Consider the following 19,721-nt stretch of genomic DNA (forward strand, 5'->3'; position numbering starts at 1 on the left):
AGGGGCGTGTTTCCGGGAAGATTCTCCATGAAGGTATTGGCAATGGCGGCTGCGATCACCCTCGCAAGCGGAACGACGGCGGCTACGGCAGACACTGTGGCGCAGGACGATCCCTTCCTCTGGCTCGAGGACTGGCATGGGGAGAAGTCCATGGCCTGGGTGGAGGCGGAGAATGCGCGCACCGTGAACGTGCTGCAGAACGACCCGAACTACCCCAGCATGGTGAAGGACGCGATCGCCATCGCCACCGCGACCGACCGCATTCCGATGCCGAGCCTGATCGGCGGGCGCATCTATAATTTCTGGCGGGATGCCGCGCATCCGCAGGGCATCTGGCGGCACACCAGCGCCAGCGAGTATGCGCAGGCCAGCCCGCGCTGGACGACCGCGCTCGATCTCGACGCGCTGAGCAAGGCCGAGGCGAAGAAATGGGTGTGGAAAGGCGCCACCTGCCTGGAGCCGGATGAGCGACGCTGCCTGATTTCGCTCTCTGACGGTGGCGAGGATGCCACCGACATTCGCGAGTTCGATCTTGCCACCGGCGCCTTCGTCAAGGGCGGTTTTGCGCTCTCCACATCGAAGCAGGGTGTCGACTGGGTCGATGCCGACACGCTCTTCGCCTCGCGCGACTGGGGCGAAGGCACGCTAACGGCATCGGGCTATCCGTTCGTCGTCAAGACGCTGAAGCGCGGTGCGCCGCTGAGCGATGCCACAGAGGTGTTTCGCGGCGCGAAGGAGGATGTCGGCGTTTGGCCGGCGGTGCTCAACGATGGCGCGGGCAATCGAGCAGTGATTCTGGTGCGCTCGCGGACCTTCTTCGAGAATGATTACATTCTCGTCACGCCGCAGGGCGTGCGCAAACTGCCGCTGCCGGCAAAGTCCACACTCTCGGGCATGATTGCCGGCCGAGTTATCCTCAAGACCAGCGAGCCATGGCGCAGCGGCGGCGTGAACGTGCCGACCGGCAGCGCGGTGGCGATCTCGCTCGATGATCTGCGCGCCGAGCGGACGCTGGTGCCCCAAATATTGTTCGCACCGGGCGCCCGGCAATCGGTCGAGCAGGTCGCCACGACCCGCGACCATGTCATCCTCGCCACCACCGACAATGTGCGTGGCCGCGCCGCCGTGTTGACGCCGACCGCGACGGGCTGGACATCGACTGCGCTGACGCTGCCCGACAATGCCTCCATCGGCATCGCGGCGGCCAGCGACCGGGACAATGCGGCCTATCTCTCCGTCACCGGTTTTCTCCAGCCGACGACACTCTGGCAGATCGATGCCGCCAAGCCGGCGCCGGTGCAGGTGAAGGCCCTGCCTGCCCGCTTCGATGCCAGCGGGCTGGTGGTCGAGCAGTTCGAGGCCAGCTCCACTGACGGAACGAAAATCCCCTATTTCATCGTCCACCGCGAGGGCATGGCGCGCGATGGCAGCACGCCCACGATCATGACGGCTTATGGCGGGTTCGAGGTTTCCTACACGCCGTCCTACTCCGCGCTGATCGGCAAGCTGTGGCTGGAGCGGGGCGGCAGCTTCGTCATCGCCAACATCCGTGGCGGCGGGGAGTTCGGACCAGCCTGGCATCAGGCGGGGCTCAAGACCAAGCGCCAGATCATCTATGATGATTTTGCGGCTGTGGGTCAGGACATCTTCGCGCGCAAGCTCTCAAGCCCCAAGAAGTTCGGCATCTTCGGCGGCTCCAATGGCGGGCTGCTGATGGGCGTGGAGTTCAACCAGCATCCCGAGCTGTGGAATGCGGTGGTCATTCAGGTGCCGCTGCTGGATATGCTGCGCTTCGAGCAGATCGCCGCCGGGCCAAGCTGGGTCGATGAATATGGCAGCGTCTCGGTGCCGGAGGAAAAGGCGTTCCTCAAGACCATCTCGCCCTATCATAATGTGGTGAAGGGCAAGGCCTATCCCGAGCCCTATATCTGGACGACGACCAAGGACGACCGCGTCGGCCCGCAGCACGCTCGCAAGTTCGCGGCGCGGCTCAAGGATTATGGCATCCCCTATCTCTTCTATGAGGACACAGCAGGCGGCCATTCGGGCGATGCGGACATCGAGCAAAGTGCCCGGCTGAAAGCGATGGAAATGGTCTACTTCACCCGCAAGCTCGTCGACGGCAAGTGACGCGGGGCCGATGACCAAGTTCACCGTCAACGACCGCCCGGTCGAGTACAAAATGGACCCGCAGACGCCCTTGCTATGGGCGTTGCGGGACGCCTCCAACCTCACCGGCACCAAATATGGCTGCGGCACGGGCGACTGCGGCGCCTGCACAGTCGACATTGACGGCCTCGCGATCCGCTCCTGCCAGGTCACGATCGCAGCGATGGAAGGCCGGTTCGTCACAACCATCGAGGCGCTGTCGCCCGATCGCAGCCATCCTGTGCAGCAGGCCTGGGCAGCGCAGATGGTGCCGCAATGCGGTTACTGCCAATCCGGCATGATCATGGCGGCCTCCGTGCTGCTGCGCCGGAACAGCAACCCGACCGACGCGCAGATCGACGCGGCGATGACCAATATCTGCCGCTGCGGCACCTATCCGCGCATTCGCGAGGCGATCAAGCAGGCGGGGCGCATCATGCGCGGTGAGGAGCGCGTCGCGGCCGCGCCGGCACCGGGCATCGCGCCGGCAGATGCCGCGCGCCATGTGCCCGCCATGACGCCGCCCAATGACGGGCGCTCGACCGCCGATTGAGCGTCCCGCGGCGAGACAAGCTTTCGCATCGCTGTCAGCAATGTTCAGCATGACGACAGCGGCCTTGTCGTAAACACATCCTTAATGGCGAAGAACCGCCTGCTTTGAGGATGTAACCACGATGAGCCGTCTTTTGACCTTCGGCCTGCTGGCTTCCACCATGCTGGCCACCGCGCCGGTTGCTGCGCAGGAGCGCAGCGCCAACCGGGGCGACTGGATCCGCAACCAGAACCAGCAGCAGCAGCAATCTGCACCGCGGCAGGGTGGCGGCGATCGCCGGCGTGACTGGTCGGGACAGCGCGGTGGACCGTCGCGTGGGGACGGCATGCGCCCGCAGCCGGCTCCGCAGCAGCGCGCGCCCGCTACGGTGACCACGACCCGCGTCGCGCCGTCCGATGCGCCCGGCCCCAATTGGCAGGACCGTCGCGCACCCGACCAGGCCGGACGGCCCGACAGGCCCGAGCAGCGCGAGCGTCCCCGGGATCAGCCGCGCAGCTGGAATGACACCAGCCGGAACAATGCCAACTGGCGTGACGATAGCCGCCAGCAGGCCGAGAACCGCGCCGAATGGGAACGTCGGCGCGAGCAGGCCAATCGGGATGGCAACCGCACCGACTGGCGAGACCGCGACGACGCGCGCCGCTGGGATGGTCGCCGCGACAATGACTGGCGACGCAATGACAGCACCAGCCGGGACCGCGCCGACTGGGAGCGGCAGCGCCTGAACGAGCGCCAACGCTGGGCCGACCAGCGCCGCTGGGACAATCGCTGGCGCAACGACCGGCGCTATGACTGGCAACGCTACCGTACGCAGTATCGCTCGGTCTACAGGATGCCGACCTATTACGCGCCCTATGGCTGGAACTACGGCTACCGCCGCTTTTCGATCGGCATCTACCTGAACGACATGCTGTTTGGGCGGAATTACTGGATCAGCGATCCCTACGAGTACCGCCTGCCGCCCGTCTACGGCTCGCTGCGCTGGGTGCGCTATTATGACGATGCGCTGCTGGTCGACACCCGCGACGGCTATGTCGTCGATGTGATCCACGACTTCTTCTGGTGAGCGGGTCGGAGCCCGCACCAAGCCCTTCCTGAGCGGCCTTCAGGAAAGACTGGGCCGGTTCCCGCTTCGGCAGGGGCCGGTCCTTTTTTGGGTGCGGGCGCACCGCCTCCCCTTGCTAAGCCCGGGATCGGGATGGCAGGAGACAGGCATGAAGCAAAATTGGCCAGATGACGCGGAACTTCCCTCGCAAGCCCGCGCGGAGATCGGCGTCCGCGTGCGCCAGCGCCTCTCCCGCAACCCGATGATCAGCCGGGTGCAGACCGAGCGGGCCGAGATGTTCCTGCGCCACGGGCTGGTGACGCCCAAGGAATGCACCGAGCTGATCGGCAAGATCGATGCCGGGTGCAAACCCTCCAAGCTGTTTTCCGGCACCGAGTCGGGGTACCGCACCAGCAGCAGCTGCAATCTCGACATCTACGATCCACTCGTGGTCGCGGTGACGAAGCGCATCGACGCGCTGATGGGCATCGAAGGCGACTATGGCGAGCTGCTGCAGGGCCAGCGTTATTACGAGTCCCAGCAATATCAGCTGCATTGCGATTATTTCCCCGCGAAGGTGCACTATTGGCCGGCGATGCGGGCGACCGGCGGACAACGCTGCTGGACGGCGATGGCCTATCTGTGCGACGTCCAAGCGGGGGGCGAGACGCAGTTTCCGCGCTTGGGCGTAACGATCCCGCCCCGCACCGGCACGCTGCTCATCTGGAACAATATGACCGCGGACGGCAGCCCCAATTACGATACGCTGCATGCGGCCCTGCCCGTTGCCAAAGGCGCCAAATATGTCGTGACCCGCTGGTATCGCGAGCGCCCGTGGGAACCGCGTAACAAGCCCTGACTCCGCGCTCCGCCACGCGTGGGAACCTCAGACAAATTGCGACACTTATGAGCGAAAGCTGACACAGGCGTTCGCGCGCCATTCAGCCCGTCGAGCCGATAAGGATCAGGCGACCAAGGCCGCAGAACGAGGCGCCTGGCCGGCACTGAAAGGAGTGTCACATGATGAAAAAGTTTCTGCTCGGCGGGCTTGCAGCCCTCACCCTCATCCCCACCACCGCGATGGCCCAGCCCTATCACGCCCAGGACCGGCAGGATGTGCGGGAAGCTCGTCGCGACGTGAACGACGCCCGTCGCGATGTTCGCGATGCCAAGCGTGACCTGCGCGGCGCCCGCTGGGACTATCAGCGCGAGGTGCGCGACTATAATCGAGAGCGCCCGTGGCGCGCGGCCCCGTTCAAATATCAGAGCTTCAAGGCAGGCGTCACCATCCGGCCCGCCTATTACGGCCGCAACTATGTCGTGAATGACTGGCGCCGCTTCCACTGGGATGCCCCCCGTGCGAACCAGGTCTGGGTACGCCATTATGACGACGCACTGCTCGTGAATACGCGCACCGGCAGGGTCGTGAAGGTGATCCACAACGCCTTCCGTTACCGCTGATCACGCTTCCCTTCTCGGGATAAGAATGAAGAGGGCCGCGCCGACATTCGGCGCGGCCCTTTTTATGCGCCTGAGCATGCTTCCCCGCGACGAAACGAGCCGGTCGAGCGTTGTGATGAACAGCGCGCGGCGCTACGCATCCATGCATGCGATCTTCTGATCGACCTTCCCGGAAAGGACTTCCCATGTTCCGCGCCCAGCGCCTTACCCGCAGCCTCTCGTTGCTGCTTGCCGCCACCGCTTTTGCCACGCCCCTGCTGGCCCAGACGCCTGCGGCGCAACCCGCCGGTCAGACCGCCTCGAGCGAGGATCAACGCCTGACCGCGCTGTTCGCCCGCGCCAACGAGGCCACGCTCGCCAACAACCCGCTCGACGCGCTGTTTCGGGGTGATATGCGCCATGCCGACCGCATGGGCGATTATATCAGCGACGCCTATTTCGCGACTGAGCGCAAAATCGCGCAGGACAATCTCGCCGCTCTCCATGCCGTCAACCGCGACCGGCTGAACGCCCAGAACAAGATCGCCTATGATGTGTTCGAGTGGGAAGTGCAGGACAAGCTGACGAAGCTCAGCCCTCCGCTGGTCAACATCAGCGCGGTCATCCCGATCAATCATTTCACGGGGCTGCACACCTTCTACCCGACCCTGTCGTCCGGCAAGGGCGCGGCGCCGTTCAAGACGCTCGCCGACTATGAGAACAACCTCAAGCGCCACAAGGACTATGTGCGCTATCTCGACCGCGCGATCGGCCGCTTCCGCGAGGGCATGGCGAGCGGCGTTGTCGAGACCAAGCTGACCATCGGCAATACGATCTCGCAGCTCGACGCCCTGCTGGCCCAGCCGGTGGACGAGTCGCCCTTCTACCAGCCGGTGAAGGATTTTCCCGAGGACATCGCGCCGGCTGACCGGCAGCGGCTGACCAAGGCTTATCGGGATGCACTGATCAACGAGATCAACCCCGCCCAGAAGCGGCTGCGCGACTTCCTGAAAGCGGACTATCTGCCGGTGGCACGCGAGGGCGTCGGCCTCAGCGCCATGAAGGGTGGCGCGGAGCTTTATGCCGCGCTGGTCAAGAGCATGACGACGCTGCCGCTCACGCCGGATTATATCCACAATCTCGGCCTTTCGGAAGTCGCGCGCATCCGCAGCGAGATGGAGCAGGTGCGGGACGAAGTGGGATTCAAGGGCACCCTCGGCGCCTTCTTCACCCATTTGCGCGAGGCCCCGGAATTTCACCCCAAGTCCCGCGAGTGGATGACGGAAGAATTCTACCGCATCGGCAAGATCGTTGATGAGAAGGTGCCGAGCCAGTTCTCGACGCTGCCCAAGGCCAAGCTGGAAATCCGGCCCTATCCCGAATTCCGCGAGAAGTTCGAGGCTGGCGGTTCCTACGAGAATGGCACGCCCGATGGCACGCGCCCCGGCGTGTTCTACTTCAACGCCTATGACCTGCCCTCCCGCAGCATTCCCGGCATGACGACGCTCTATCTGCACGAAGGCGCGCCGGGCCATCACTTCCAGATCAGCCTCGCGCAGGAAAATGCCAGCCTGCCCGACTTCATCCGCTTCGGCGGCAACACGGCTTATGTTGAAGGCTGGGCGCTGTATGCCGAGACGCTGGGCTATGATTTCGGCCTGTTCAAAGACCCGTATCAGCGCATGGGCCATCTCGACGATGAGATGCTGCGTGCGATGCGGCTGGTGGTGGATACCGGCATCCACGCCAAGGGCTGGACCCGCGATCAGGCCATTGCGTACATGCTCGACAACAGCTCGATGGGGAAGACGGACGCCACCGCCGAGGTCGAGCGATACATCGCCATGCCAGCCCAGGCCCTCTCCTACAAGATCGGCGCGCTGACCATCCAGCGGCTGAAGAAGAAGGCGCAGGCGGCGCTTGGCGACCGGTTCGACGTCAAGGCCTTCCACGATCAGGTGCTGATGACCGGCGCGCTGCCGATGAGCGTGCTGGAGCGCAAGATCGACGACTGGATCGCTCACGCCAAGGCTCGGTAATCAGCCGTGCCCTGAGTGCACCCGGTGGCCCCGCCCAAGCGAGAGCCACCGGGATTGACTCTGACATCGGCCTCAATCACTATTGCAATTCGTTCGCAATAGCATATCCTGCCAGCGTTCATTCTGCTGGAAGGGGTCGCCATGACCAGGGATTTATCCGCTCTTTTCGCCTTTCGGGACCTGCGGTCCTTTCCGTTGACGGCCATGCACCTCATCATGGCCGCGCGGCTGTGCATTATCTACGGCCAGTCAGGCCGTGATCCTGTGCCGGACCTCGCCGTCCGCTTGCGGTCCATGGATGCCGCCCGGCGCGTCATTCTGCTCGTGCGGGGATTGCAGGAGGGCTGGCCCGAACATTTCCTCGTGCATCGACCCTGCGCGATGTCGCTCAGCCCTGACGAGGCGCTGCTTGGCGATCTGGCGCTGACGGCGATCCAGGGCGACGAGGCGGAGGCCACGCGCCTGCTGCGCGAGACGCTGCCCTGCGATGTCACGCATTTCCTCTTTCACCAGACCGTCGCAGCCGTGGCGGCCATCCGGTCCGCGCAATTGCAGCCGCATCGCCCCGAGAACCGATGCGGCTGCTGAACGCGGGGAAAGCTGGAGGGGTAGCTTGCCCCCCGTTCTACCGATTATGCGGCTGCCAGATCCAGCGCCTGGGCAATCAGCTTGCGGCTGTTTGCAATGCCATAGAGCGCGATGAAGCTGCCCATGCGTGGCCCCTGCTGGGCGCCGAGCAAGGTCTCATAGAGTGCCTTGAACCAGTCGCGCAGCTGCTCGAAGCCGTAATGCGGGTCCTTGCCGATCTCGTAGACGATATTCTGGATGTCCTCAGCCGAGGCGTCGTCCGGCAAAGCGGCGAGCTGGGCATCCAGTTCGCGCAGCGCCAGCGCTTCGTTGGACTCCGGCGCGCGGCGCTTGAGCGTGGGGGCGACAAAATCGCGATTATAGGCCAGCGCATTACGCACGAGGCCGGCGACGCGCGGATAGCGCTCCACCGAGGCATTGGGCGCGTAGTTGCGCAGATAGGCCCACACCTGATGCTCGGTCGCATCGGCGCCCATGACGCCGACCAGATTGAGCAGCAGGCCATAGGTCACCGGCAGCGGATCGTCCGTCACCTGTCCGCCATGGACATGGTGGACGGGATTGCCGAGGCGCTTGTCCACGGCCTGCGTGGCATAGGCGGAGCGGAACTGCTCATAATCATCGACCGCGCGCGGAATGACGCCGATGTGCAGCGACTTGGCCGCCTTGGGCTCGCGATAGATATAGAAGGCCAGGCTCTCTTCCGAGCCGTAGGTCAGCCACTGCTCGATGCTGAGGCCATTGCCCTTGGACTTGGAGATCTTCTCTCCCTTTTCGTCCAGAAACATCTCGTAATTAAAGCCCTCGGGCGGGCGTCCGCCGAGCGCCCGAGCGATCTTTGAGCTTTGCGTGACGCTGTCGATCAGATCCTTGCCGGCCATCTCGTAATCGACGCCGAGCGCCACCCAGCGCATCGCCCAGTCGACCTTCCATTGCAGCTTGGCGCCGCCGGAGAGGATGCTCTGTTCGATCGTCTCGCCTTCGTCCTCGAAGCGGACGATCCCGGCATCGGCATCGACCACCTCGACCGGCACCTGCAGCACGATGCCGCTCTTCGCGCTGATCGGCAGCACCGGCGAATAGGTTGCCTGCCGCTCCTTGCGCAGCGTGGGCAGCATGATGTCCATGATCGCCTGATAGTTGCGCAGCACGTTGCGCAGGGCGTCATCGAACTGGCCCCCGCGATACATGTCGGTCGAGGAGACGAACTCATAATCGAACCCGTAGCGATCAAGAAACGCGCGCAGCATCGCATTATTGTGATGCGCGAAGCTCTCATATTTCTCGAACGGATCGGGCACTTGCGTCAGCGGGCGGCCGAGATGTTCGGTCAGCATGGCCTGATTGGGGACGTTGTCCGGCACCTTGCGTAGCCCGTCCATATCATCGCTGAAGGCAATGAGCCGCGTGGGCGCACCGGTCATTTCCTCATATGCGTGGCGGACCATGGTGGTGCGCTGCACCTCATTGAACGTGCCGATATGCGGCAGCCCCGACGGGCCATAGCCGGTCTCGAAGAGCATCGGCGCATCGCCGGGCTTGCCCTGCGGATAGCGCTTGAGCAGCTTGCGCGCTTCTTCATAGGGCCAGGCCTTGGAGACCTTCGCGGCCTCCCGCAGTTGAGCGGCATAATCAGCATCAGTCATGCGGCGAGCCTCTAGCGCCAAGAGCGCGCGCGCAACAACCAAAAAGGCCGGAGAGCAAAAAACAGAAATGCGACGAAACGAAAATTTTACCAATTGGTGTAAGACATCGTGAACGTCCGCCGGAGACGCAAAACCCCTGGGGAGGGGAGAATCGGGTGGGCTTGTGTGGGAGTCTCACCGTGGACCATAAGATCGACCGGCCGCAGCGCGTCTGCGTCCAAGTTCCTGTTATCATAACGACCGTGCTCGACGTGCAGGAGGCCACCTTGGTGGACCTGACCGAAGATGGCGGCCTAATTTCAGGATGCAGCCTGAGCGAAGGCACACGCTTCCAGATCGATTATATGAGCGAGACGATCTATGCCCAGTCCATCTGGCATGAGGTTGACCGCACCGGCTGCCGATTCATTTTCCCGCTAAGGGATGGCGCGCTCTATCAGCATCTCGAACTGGCCCGATCAGCCCTTTTCGCGGAAAGTGCGGCCTTCGCGGATGCCAGCGCTAGCCCAATTCGCGGTTTCGGGCGCCGCCTCGCCTGAATTCGGCCTACCTCAACATTCCTCGCCGACGAGCCGCCGGCCGTGGCGCCGGACCGGGGGGCCGGATTCTGGCTGGAGAATCTTGAGCAGAGCAAGCGCGAGCCTAACTTCCACGAAATCATCACCCTCGCCCGTCACCACGCGCTGAGCCTCTTCGGCAAAGCCGCTCTCGCGCAGATGCTGCGCTGCGGCCTTGCGGGCCAAATCGATGGGGGCAGTCGTCACGGCCGGTCGCCTGAAGGGGCCACCAGCGGGCCATCCGCGCCATAAGGGTGCCAGGGTTGCGACACCCGCCCTTCCCGCGCCTTGAAGAAATACTGGCTGCAGATCAGCCAGCCCTTGAGCGGCCGCAACGGCAGGATGCAGGTGGCCAACACCAGCGGCAGGGTGGTGACCAGATGCATCCACAGCGGCGGGTCGGCTTTTACCTGCAGCACGAGCGCGAAAACGACTGCCGGCACGCAGGCGAAGCAGATTACGAAGAAAGCGGGGCCATCGGCCGGCTCGGCATAATCATATGAGAGCCCGCAGACCTCACAGGAGTCGCGGATCGTCAGGAATCCCTTAAATAGCCGGCCCTGCGCGCAGCGTGGGCAGCGGCCGCGCAACCCGGTGCGCACGGGGTCATGCCGAGGCCCGTTTTCTTGCTCTTGCGTGGTCAGGTTAGACACGGCGATTGCTCCATTTCCTTTGGCAATCAGATAGGCGATATGTAGGCATCATCCTACCATACATAAAGCGGGCGCTTGCCATGCAGAACTGGGTTGCCCTGATCCGCGCCGAGAAATTCCGCGCGGACCATGGACCAAAATATGCGGCCATTGCCGATGCCCTCCGCGGCGCGATCCACTCCGGCGAGTTGCGACCCGGAGAACGCCTCCCCGCGCAGCGCGATCTGGCCGCGCAGCTCGGCGTGGACCTGACGACGGTCACCCGCGCCTACACGCTGGTGCGCGAGGCCGGGCTGATCGAAGGCGCCGGGAAGCTCGGCAGCTTCGTGCGCAATGACATTGCCCTGCCCCGCTTTGGCGAAACCGCGAGCGACCGGGGCATGAATGTGCCACCGCAGCCGGGCTTCAACCTGCTGCCACAGGCGATCCACCATGGCATGGCCAGCCTGCTGCGCGCCGGTCGCCATTCCCCGATCCTCCAGTATCAGCCGAGCCTCGGCAACATCGCGGACCGCGCGCAGGGGGCTGAGCGGCTGGCGGCGCTCGGCTTGCCGAGCGAGGCGGACCAGATCGCCATTACGGCAGGCGCCCAACATGCCCTGCACGGGCTGGTCCACACCATCTTGGAGCCGGGCGACCGCCTGTGCTGTGCGCCGTTCATCTATCCCGGCATGATCGCGCTGGTGCGGCGGCGGGGGCTGGTGCTCACGCCCGTCGATGTCGATGATGATGGGCTGATACCGGATGCGCTGGACGCTGCCCTGCGCGAGGGCGCCCGCGCAGTCTATCTCACGCCCACCAATGACAATCCCACCTGCATCACCATGGGATTGCGGCGCCGGGAGGAGATTGCCGCCGTCATCGTCACCCATGGCGCGACACTGATCGAGGACGACGCCTATGGGCAGCTCTGCCGCGCCGCCCATCCGCCCTGCGCGGCGCTGATCCCGGTGCAAAGCTGGTATATCGCCGGCACGTCCAAGCTCATCTCGCCGGCCTTGCGCGTCGCGCATGTTCGCGCGCCCTCCGCAGAGCAGAATCTGCAACTGGGCGCGGCGCTGGGCGACAGTGCCGTGATGGCGCCGCCGCTGAACGTCGCTCTGGTCAGCCACTGGCTGCGCGAGGGGCTGTTCGGTGCGCTGATCGATGGCGTGCGGGCGGAAGCGGTCACGCGGCACCGGCTCGTGACGCGCCATCTCGGCGGCCTGCCCTACCGGATGCAGCCCGAGGGTTACCATCTCTGGCTGGACCTGCGCGATACCAGCGGACGGGCGCCGGATATCGACGCGCTGATCGGTGTGTTAGGCGGCATGGGCCTTTCTGCCGTGGCCGGCAGTGCGTTCGCCGTTGAAGATGACTCGTCCACGCATATGCGTCTGTCCGTCGGCGGCGCGCTCGACCATGGGGCAATCGAACGTGCGCTGCGGCACCTCCGGGACCGACTGGTGCGCTGAGCCCGACCCCGGCGGGCGGTTATGCGGTAAAATGACCGAACGCGCGTTCCCCTTATGGACCAAGCACGCTATGGCTGCCGGGTGTCCCCATCCGATCCGATCCTGCCGGGCCTGCCACCGGCGCTCCATGCCAGCCATGCCGGCATCTGGCTGACCGATGGCAGCGGCGAGCAGACCATCGGGCTTGGTCGCGGCCAGGCCCTTGCGCGCGCCGCAGATACGCCGCTGCTGCTTGTCAATGCGCCGCTGCTGGGATCGCGATTGGGCTATGCGGATCTCTCTGGCCTCGACCTGCTGGAGCTATTTGCCTTCCTCTTCCCCGCCCAATTCGTGATTCCCACCGTCGCAGGACTGGCCCGGGCCATGGGTCTGGCGCCGCCGGCCAGCGATGCCGAGACGGCCCGGCTCATCCCGCAGATTGCCAGCTCCATGCTCGGCTGGACCGAGCGGGCCGACTGGGCGGAACGTGAAGGCGCCTGGACCAGCCTCAATCAGCTCGAGCGGCTGCGGTGGAGCTGGGCGCCGCTGCTGCGCCCGCGCATTCGTCAACCGGCTGAGGCCGAGCGATGGTTGTTCACGCGCCTGCCGCAATGGGAGGAGCAGGCGCCCCGCCCTGCCCCGCGCCCGGTGACCCTCGGCGAGGCGGATGTGTTGGCGCGCCTGCGCAGCCTCACCGGCAGCGGCGCCGAAACGCGGCAGGGCCAGCGCGATTTCGCCGCCGCCGCGTCCGGCAGCTTCGCGCCCCGGCCGCGTGAAGATACGCCCAATGTCGTGCTCGCTCAGGCCGGCACCGGCATCGGCAAGACGCTCGGCTATCTCGCGCCCGCGACGCTATGGGCCGAGCAATCCGGCGGGACGGTGTGGATCGCCACCTACACCAAGGCCCTGCAACGCCAGCTCGACCGCGAAACCCGGCGCCATTATCCGGACGATGCCGCCTTCCGCCGCCATGTCGTCATCCGTAAGGGCCGGGAGAATTATCTCTGCCTGCTCAACCTGGAAGATGCCCTGCAGGGCGGCTTCGCCGGGCGCGCGGCGGTGCTGGCGCAGTTCGTGGCGCGTTGGGCGGGCTATACGCGCGACGGGGATATGGTCGGGGGCGATCTGCCGGGCTGGCTGATGGCCCTGTTCCGCCGCGCGGGCGCGACAGCGCTCACTGACCGGCGCGGCGAGTGCATCTATGCAGGCTGCCCGCATTTCCGCACCTGCTTCATCGAACGGGCGACCCGCGCCAGCCAGAATGCGGACATTGTGATCGCCAATCACGCGCTGGTGATGATCAACGCTGCGCGCGGGCGGGAAGCCCAAGGCACGCCGACCCGGATCGTCTTCGACGAGGGGCACCATCTGTTCGATGCAGCGGATTCGACCTTCGGCGCGGCACTCACCGGGCGCGAGGCGATCGAGCTGCGGCGCTGGATCATGGGGCCGGAAAGCGAGCGCAAGGGCCGCCGGCGGGGCCTCGCCGCCCGTCTCTCCGATGTCGCAAGCTATGACGAGGAAGGCGCCGAGGCCCTCGACGCCGCACGCGAAGCCGCTCGCGCCCTGCCGGGCGAGGACTGGCTGCGCCGCGTCGTCGAGCATGGCGCCGAGGGAGCGATCGAGGCGGTGCTCGCCGCCGTGCGCGACACCGTCTACGCCCGCGCCGAACGGGACGGACGCGACACCGATCCGGGCTATGGGCTGGAAGTGGACCTGAGCGAAGCGGACGGCGCACTGATCGATGCTGCCACGGATGCCGCGCGCGCGTTGGAGGCGCTGCTGGGGCCGCTCCAGCGGCTGGGCAAGCGCCTCGTCGCCGTCATTGAGCTGGCGCCGGACTGGCTGGATGGCCCGGCACGCGCGCGCATCGATGGCGCGATCTCCGCCCTTGGCTGGCGGTGCGATCTGCTGCGCGCCTGGATTGCGCTCCTGCTGCGCGTCGGCGGGCCGCCCGAGCCGGCCTTTGTCGACTGGCTGGCGGTGGATCGCGTCGAGGGCAAGGAATATGACATCGGCCTGCACCGCCACTGGCTGGACCCGACCAAGCCCCTGGCCGAGACGGTGATGCGGCCGGCCCATGGCGTGCTCGTCACGTCGGCGACACTGCGGGCCGGCGGCGATACCCAGACGGCCGTCGAGCGATCGGGCGCGGTGCATCTGGGGCGCGCGCCTAAATGGTTCGAGGCGGCCAGCCCCTTCGACTATGCGCGGCAGAGCGAAGTGCTGATCGTCACCGACATCAAGCGCGGCGATCTGCCCGCGCTGGCCGGCGCCTATGCCCGGCTGATCGAGGCGGCGGGCGGCGGGACGCTGGGACTGTTTACGGCCATTCGCCGGCTGCGCTCCGTGCAGAAGCGCATTGCCGATCGGCTCGCCCGTGCCGGCCTGCCGCTCTATGCGCAGCACGTCGACCCGTTCGACCCGGCAACCCTGATCGACATGTTCCGGGACGATCCGCGCGCCTCCCTGCTCGGCACGGACGCGCTGCGTGACGGGATCGACGTGCCGGGCGATTCGCTGCGGTTGGTGGTGATGGAAGGCGTGCCCTGGGCCAAACCTTCAGTGCTGCACGCAACGCGGCGGCAGGCCAGTGGTGAGCCGACCGCCTATGATGATCGGCTGGTCCGCGCCCGCCTCGCCCAGGCATTCGGGCGGCTGATCCGCCGGGGTGACGACAGCGGCCAGTTCGTGATGCTCTCCTCGGCCATGCCCAGCCGGTTGTTGAGTGCTTTCCCAGCCGATGTCCCCATCCTGCGCATTCCGCTCGATGAAGCCATCGCTCGCGTGCGCTCACGCCTTGGTTCCTCGGCCGATATCGGGCAGAGACCGCTGGACGGATCTTATGAGACTAGGGTGTCCACCAAGGAATGAAGACGGTTATCGTTCTGCGCCATGCCAAGTCCGACTGGAGCGATGCCGCGCTGCGCGACTTCGACCGCGGGCTGAACGGCCGCGGCGAACGCGCGGCGGCCGTGATGGGCCAATGGGCCGCCGGTCACGGCGTGACCTTCGAGACGATCATGGCATCGCCCGCCGTCCGCGTGACGCAGACATTGGCGCGTTTTCGCGACGCTTATGGCCCCTGCCCCGAACCCATGCGGGACATGCGGCTCTATCTGGCTTCTGCCGGAACCATAGCAGAGGTGCTGAGCGAAACCGCGCCGGACCGGGCCTCGGTTCTGTTGGCCGCCCACAGTCCCGGCCTTGAGGATTTCATCCTGACGGCCAGCGGCCAAGAGCGGCTGGCCGGACTGCGCGCATCCGTCGAAACGAAATTTCCGACCGCCGCCATGGCCGTGCTGACCTTCGATGTGGCGGGCTGGGCGGACCTCGCCAGCGGATTCGCTGATGCGGCGACGCTTGAAGCCTTTGTACGGCCACGCGATCTGGATCCGAGTCTGGGGCCGGATCAGCGCTGATTCGCATCACCGGCAGGCCGCTCAACCGGGGTTGAGCGCCTCCTCGAGATTGTTGCGGATCACCCTCAGCCTTGCGATCACCGTGGAGATGTCCGGCGAGTCCGGCGCGCGCGGGCGGATCGGCTGATCGACGCCCGCCCCCAAAAACAGGTCGTCCATTGCGGTCCGTGCCGGACTGGAGCGCTCGTCGCTCGGTGCCTGCGCAGCGGCTCGCACGACCCGCTCGGCGGGTTGCGCCGCATCTGCCTCATGGAAGGAAGGCGCCGACGCCGCCTTGCGCACGCCGGCCAAGGCCCGCTGCGCACCTGGCACAGTAAAGCCTTCCTCGTTCAACAGTCGATGGATCCGACGCGCAAGTTCCACGTCAGCCGGCCGATAATAGCGGCGATTACCAGAACGCTGGAGCGGACGAAGCTGCGAGAACCGGGTCTCCCAGTAGCGCAAGATATGCTGCGCCACGCCCAGTTCACGAGCAAGCTCTCCAATCGTCAGAAACGCGCCGTCATCTTTGGCCATGCCTTATTCTGCAACGAGATACGCGCGCGGGTCAATCCGCGACCGACCGCACGAGCCCATCACGCGACAGTCAGCCGTGAGATATTCAGGCGCCCGCGACGCGTTCGCGCAGCGTCTGGCTCGGCCGGAAGGTGAGAACCCGACGCGGCGTGATCGGTACCTCGACACCAGTTTTCGGATTGCGCCCGACGCGCTCGTTCTTGTCGCGCAGCACGAACGTCCCGAAACCGGAAATTTTGACATTCTCGCCTTGCTCAAGTGCCTCACTCACAAGATCGAGCACCTGCTCGACAATCTGTGCGGATTCAGACCGCGAGAGGCCGATCTGGCGGTTGAGCCGATCAGCGATCTCAGCGCGGGTCAACGTGTCTTCTGAACTCATTTCGCCCCCAAATAACGAAACCAAGCGCGCCCTGTCCCCCAACAGGCCACATCGCCGTCTCTGCGGCAGAAACTCTTACAATGCAATCGGCAAGAATCGAAACAAGCCGCAGTTATTTCGCGATATTATTGAAAAATAAGATTATCAGAACACGGACTAAAACCGCAGAGCACTCGCGCCCCAGGTGAAGCCGCCGCCCATCGCTTCAAGCACGAGGAGTTCGCCCCGCTTGATGCGCCCGTCCCGCACGGCGGTATCGAGCGCCAACGGGACCGACGCGGCCGAGGTGTTGGCATGCTGATCGACGGTGACGATCACCCGCTCCGCTTCCAGCCCGAGCTTGCGCGCCGTGGCATCGAGAATGCGGGCATTGGCCTGATGCGGCACCACCCAGTCGATATCCTCGACCGCGATATCGGCCGCCTCCAGCACTTCGCGGAGAACCTGCGCAAGGTTGACCACCGCGTGGCGGAAGACGTCCTGCCCCTTCATCCGCAGCTTGCCGACCGTTCCCGTGGTCGAGACGCCGCCATCGGTATGGAGCAGGCAGTTATGCCGGCCATCGGCGTGGAGGCGACTGGCGAGAATGCCCCGACCGGTCTCCTCATCGGTATCCTGCCCGCGCAGCAGCACGGCGCCCGCACCATCGCCGAACAGCACGCAGGTGCCGCGATCTTCCCAGTCGAGCAGCCGGCTCATCGTCTCCGAGCCGATCACCAGCGCGGTCTTTGCCGCGCCGCCACGGATCATGTTGTCCGCGACAGTCAGCGCGTACAGAAAGCCCGAGCATACCGCTGCCACGTCGAATGCGACGCAATCATTGATGCCCAAACCGGTCTGAACGCGCGTGGCCGTCGCCGGGAAGGTCTGATCGGGCGTCGTCGTCGCCAGAATGATGAGATCGACCTCGGTGGCCGGGACATTTGCCGCCTGCAAAGCCTTGCGCGCCGCCTCGACCGCGAGCGTGGAGGTCGTTTCGCCCTCCCCGGCGAGATGGCGAGCATGAATGCCGGTCCGCTCGACGATCCACTCGTCGCTCGTGTCCACTGTCTGCGCCAACTCATGATTGTCGACACGGCGCCGGGGCAGGGCGGACCCGGTCCCTTCGATCACGGACCGCAAGGTCATTTGGCGACCAGTTCCTCTTTTCCAATAGGCCCAACGCGGGCGATGTCCTGCGCGATGCGGGCACTCAAATCTTCCTCCACCAGCCGCGCGGCGACGTGGACGGCATTGGCGATGCCCTTCTCGTCGGCACTGCCGTGGCTCTTCACCACCATGCCGTTGAGGCCGAGGAAGACGGCGCCATTATGATTGTTAGGATCAAGATGCACCTTGAGCAGGTGCAGCGCCGGCTTGGAGAGCAGGAAACCGGCCTTGGAGCGCAACGAGCTGGTAAAGGCACGGCGCAGCACGTCGGTTACGAACCGGGCGGTGCCTTCGGCCGTCTTGAGCGCGATATTGCCGGCAAAGCCCTCGGCGACGATCACATCCGCATCGCCCGAGCCGATCTTGTCTCCCTCGATGAAACCATCGAAGCGGAGCGGCAGGCCAATACCCTTGCGAAGGACCGCAGCGGCATCGCGAATTTCGTCAGTGCCCTTCAAATCCTCGGTGCCGATGTTGAGCAGGCGCACGCGCGGCATCTCGAGATCGAGCACGACACGGGCATAAGCGGCGCCCATGACCGCGAATTCGACGAGATTGCGCGCGTCGCACTCGGTGTTCGCACCGAGATCGAGCATGACGACATCATTGTCGCCCAGCGTGGGCAGGAATGCAGCCAAGGCGGGCCGGTCGATCCCCGGCAGCGTGCGCAGGGCAAGCTTGGCAATCGCCATCAGCGCGCCGGTATTGCCGGCGGAGACGGCAGCCTGCGCCTCGCCGTTCTTCACAGCCTGAATCGCCAAGCCCATCGAGCTCTGGCGTGACTGGCGGATCGCCTGACTGGGCTTGTCGCCCGCGTTCACCACCTTGTCGGTGTGAACGATTTCAGCGGCTTGCGAGAGATTGGGGTGGTTGGCGAGCGCGGCACGAATCCGCGTCTCGTCACCAAAGAGCAGAAATTGCAGCCCTTCATGCCGACGACGCGCCAAGGCAACGCCCGCGATCATCACGCGGACGCCCTCGTCACCGCCCATCGCATCAATCGCGATCCGCGGCGTCTTCACAGCATGATTCCCCGGTCGGGCCTCAGGCGCCGATCGCGATGATTTCGCGGCCGTTATAGTGCCCGCAAGCGGTGCACAGATTGTGGGGGCGCTTCAGCTCACCACAATTGGGGCATTCCTGATAGGATTCCACGCGCAGCGAGTCATGGCTGCGACGCATGCCGCGCTTGGACGGCGAAGTTTTTCTCTTTGGGACAGCCATGAGGGCACCTGTCTAAAAAACGCAAAACATCAATAACGGGTTCGCTTGCCTGGCCGCCTGCAAAGGCGTCTTGGCGGCCACAGAGGACCGCGGCCAACCGAGAGCCGGGCGTTCGCGAGAGTGAGCGCCTATAGCGCTTTTTCCTGATGGTGCAACCGATTCATTGGACAAACTGGGCGCTTGCGGGACCAGACCGGACATTGGGTGATAGGAAGGCCGCATCGCGCCATCAGTCGCGCACGCCCGTGATGCTGTCGCCCACAAAGGGGTTGCTTGCCCGCTCATGCGCAAAGCTGCTGGGCTGGCCATGGCCCGGCACGAAGATGGTCTCACCACCCAGCGGCCAGAGCTTGCGCGTAATCGAGGCGATCAGATCCCCATGATTGCCAAGCGGAAAATCGGTGCGGCCGATGGAGCCCTGAAAGAGGACATCGCCTACAATGGCGAGCTTTGACGGGCCATGATGAAACACGACGTGACCCGGCGTGTGGCCGGGGCAATGGATGACATCCAGCACCAGCTCGCCGACGGTGACCGTGTCCCCATCGACCAGCCAGCGCGTCGGCTCGAACGGCTCGCCGGGTACGCCCCAGCGCTTGCCGTCATCATCCAGCCGCGCGATCCAGAAGCGATCATCCTCATGGGGCCCCTCGATAGGCAGGCCCAATTCCTTGGCGAGCACGCCGGCCTGCCCGCAATGATCGATATGACCGTGCGTCACGAGCAGCTTCTCCAGCGTTACGCTGGCATCCGCCACCGCCTTCTTGAGCCGCGCCAGATCCCCGCCGGGATCGACCAACGCGCCCCGCATGGTTTTGGTGCACCAGATGAGCGAGCAATTCTGCTGGAGCGGCGTCACCGGGATCATCGCGGCGCGCATCGGCGGATTTTGGGGATCGGCAGTCATGAGCCTGATCTGGCAGTCG

The 19,721-nt window shown here is 65.1% G+C and carries 19 protein-coding genes and 1 pseudogene; 11 read left to right on the forward strand and 9 right to left on the reverse strand.

Annotated features, from left to right (window positions below):
- Positions 1-27 precede the first annotated feature (27 nt).
- The 7 genes from M2332_RS05450 to M2332_RS05480 all read left to right on the forward strand — a co-directional run bounded on the left by M2332_RS05450 (position 28) and on the right by M2332_RS05480 (position 7,813).
- A complete protein-coding gene (locus tag M2332_RS05450) occupies positions 28-2,130 on the forward strand; it encodes a prolyl oligopeptidase family serine peptidase (RefSeq protein ID WP_264573268.1) in 2,103 nt (700 codons plus the stop codon).
- Positions 2,131-2,140: 10 nt separating this feature from the next.
- A complete protein-coding gene (locus M2332_RS05455) occupies positions 2,141-2,701 on the forward strand; it encodes a (2Fe-2S)-binding protein (RefSeq protein ID WP_181560199.1) in 561 nt (186 codons plus the stop codon).
- 121 nt (positions 2,702-2,822) lie between these two features.
- On the forward strand, positions 2,823-3,767 hold the full coding sequence (locus M2332_RS05460) for an RcnB family protein (protein ID WP_264573269.1): 945 nt from the start codon (positions 2,823-2,825) through the stop codon (positions 3,765-3,767).
- Between the two features lie 148 nt (positions 3,768-3,915).
- Positions 3,916-4,605 carry a 2OG-Fe(II) oxygenase gene (locus tag M2332_RS05465; protein WP_264573270.1) on the forward strand — a complete coding sequence of 230 codons (690 nt, stop codon included), beginning with the start codon at positions 3,916-3,918 and terminating at the stop codon, positions 4,603-4,605.
- Positions 4,606-4,766: 161 nt separating this feature from the next.
- Positions 4,767-5,207, forward strand: a complete 441-nt coding sequence (locus M2332_RS05470) for an RcnB family protein (protein WP_264573271.1) — start codon at positions 4,767-4,769, stop codon at positions 5,205-5,207.
- Positions 5,208-5,392: 185 nt separating this feature from the next.
- A complete protein-coding gene (locus tag M2332_RS05475) occupies positions 5,393-7,225 on the forward strand; it encodes a DUF885 domain-containing protein (protein ID WP_264573272.1) in 1,833 nt (610 codons plus the stop codon).
- 141 nt (positions 7,226-7,366) lie between these two features.
- A complete protein-coding gene (locus M2332_RS05480; RefSeq protein ID WP_264573273.1) occupies positions 7,367-7,813 on the forward strand; it encodes a hypothetical protein in 447 nt (148 codons plus the stop codon).
- Between the two features lie 44 nt (positions 7,814-7,857).
- Here M2332_RS05480 and M2332_RS05485 read toward each other — a convergent pair whose 3' ends face one another.
- Positions 7,858-9,459, reverse strand: a complete 1,602-nt coding sequence (locus tag M2332_RS05485) for a lysine--tRNA ligase (protein WP_264573274.1) — start codon at positions 9,457-9,459, stop codon at positions 7,858-7,860.
- A 179-nt stretch (positions 9,460-9,638) separates the two neighbouring features.
- Here M2332_RS05485 and M2332_RS05490 point away from each other — a divergent pair, with 179 nt between their 5' ends.
- A complete protein-coding gene (locus M2332_RS05490; protein WP_264573275.1) occupies positions 9,639-9,998 on the forward strand; it encodes a PilZ domain-containing protein in 360 nt (119 codons plus the stop codon).
- A gap of 12 nt (positions 9,999-10,010) precedes the next feature.
- Here M2332_RS05490 and M2332_RS05495 read toward each other — a convergent pair whose 3' ends face one another.
- Both M2332_RS05495 and M2332_RS05500 read right to left on the reverse strand, forming a co-directional pair.
- Positions 10,011-10,223: a hypothetical protein gene (locus tag M2332_RS05495; RefSeq protein WP_264573276.1), complete on the reverse strand. Its 213-nt coding sequence runs from the start codon at positions 10,221-10,223 to the stop codon at positions 10,011-10,013.
- On the reverse strand, positions 10,220-10,660 hold the full coding sequence (locus M2332_RS05500) for a DUF983 domain-containing protein (protein ID WP_413715978.1): 441 nt from the start codon (positions 10,658-10,660) through the stop codon (positions 10,220-10,222). The genes M2332_RS05495 and M2332_RS05500 overlap by 4 nt, the downstream gene beginning before the upstream one ends.
- A gap of 89 nt (positions 10,661-10,749) precedes the next feature.
- Here M2332_RS05500 and M2332_RS05505 point away from each other — a divergent pair, with 89 nt between their 5' ends.
- From M2332_RS05505 to M2332_RS05515, 3 genes are read left to right on the forward strand one after another with little or no spacing between them, the layout of a single operon-like run.
- Positions 10,750-12,123: a PLP-dependent aminotransferase family protein gene (locus M2332_RS05505; protein ID WP_264573278.1), complete on the forward strand. Its 1,374-nt coding sequence runs from the start codon at positions 10,750-10,752 to the stop codon at positions 12,121-12,123.
- A gap of 54 nt (positions 12,124-12,177) precedes the next feature.
- Complete coding sequence (locus tag M2332_RS05510; protein WP_264573279.1) at positions 12,178-14,976, forward strand: ATP-dependent DNA helicase; 2,799 nt, start codon at positions 12,178-12,180, stop codon at positions 14,974-14,976.
- Entirely contained in the window at positions 14,973-15,524 is a 552-nt protein-coding gene (locus tag M2332_RS05515; protein ID WP_264573280.1) for a SixA phosphatase family protein, read from the forward strand. Before M2332_RS05510 ends, M2332_RS05515 begins: the two co-directional genes overlap by 4 nt.
- A 285-nt stretch (positions 15,525-15,809) precedes the next feature.
- Here the strand turns inward: M2332_RS05515 and M2332_RS05520 are convergent.
- The 6 genes and pseudogenes from M2332_RS05520 to M2332_RS05545 all read right to left on the reverse strand — a co-directional run.
- Positions 15,810-16,040, reverse strand: a pseudogene (locus M2332_RS05520) (MerR family transcriptional regulator); the annotation flags it as partial.
- A gap of 85 nt (positions 16,041-16,125) precedes the next feature.
- Complete coding sequence (locus M2332_RS05525; protein WP_264570883.1) at positions 16,126-16,422, reverse strand: integration host factor subunit alpha; 297 nt, start codon at positions 16,420-16,422, stop codon at positions 16,126-16,128.
- A 156-nt stretch (positions 16,423-16,578) separates the two neighbouring features.
- A complete protein-coding gene (locus tag M2332_RS05530) occupies positions 16,579-17,550 on the reverse strand; it encodes a beta-ketoacyl-ACP synthase III (RefSeq protein ID WP_319801478.1) in 972 nt (323 codons plus the stop codon).
- Positions 17,547-18,593 carry a phosphate acyltransferase PlsX gene (plsX, locus tag M2332_RS05535; protein ID WP_181560212.1) on the reverse strand — a complete coding sequence of 349 codons (1,047 nt, stop codon included), beginning with the start codon at positions 18,591-18,593 and terminating at the stop codon, positions 17,547-17,549. The genes M2332_RS05530 and plsX overlap by 4 nt, the downstream gene beginning before the upstream one ends.
- A gap of 22 nt (positions 18,594-18,615) precedes the next feature.
- Positions 18,616-18,795, reverse strand: coding sequence for a 50S ribosomal protein L32 (rpmF, locus tag M2332_RS05540; protein WP_264570885.1), 180 nt, complete (start codon positions 18,793-18,795; stop codon positions 18,616-18,618).
- A gap of 229 nt (positions 18,796-19,024) precedes the next feature.
- Positions 19,025-19,702 carry an MBL fold metallo-hydrolase gene (locus tag M2332_RS05545; RefSeq protein WP_319801479.1) on the reverse strand — a complete coding sequence of 226 codons (678 nt, stop codon included), beginning with the start codon at positions 19,700-19,702 and terminating at the stop codon, positions 19,025-19,027.
- Positions 19,703-19,721: the final 19 nt, after the last annotated feature.

This window comes from Sphingobium sp. B11D3A (assembly GCF_025961695.1).
GTDB lineage: Bacteria > Pseudomonadota > Alphaproteobacteria > Sphingomonadales > Sphingomonadaceae > Sphingobium.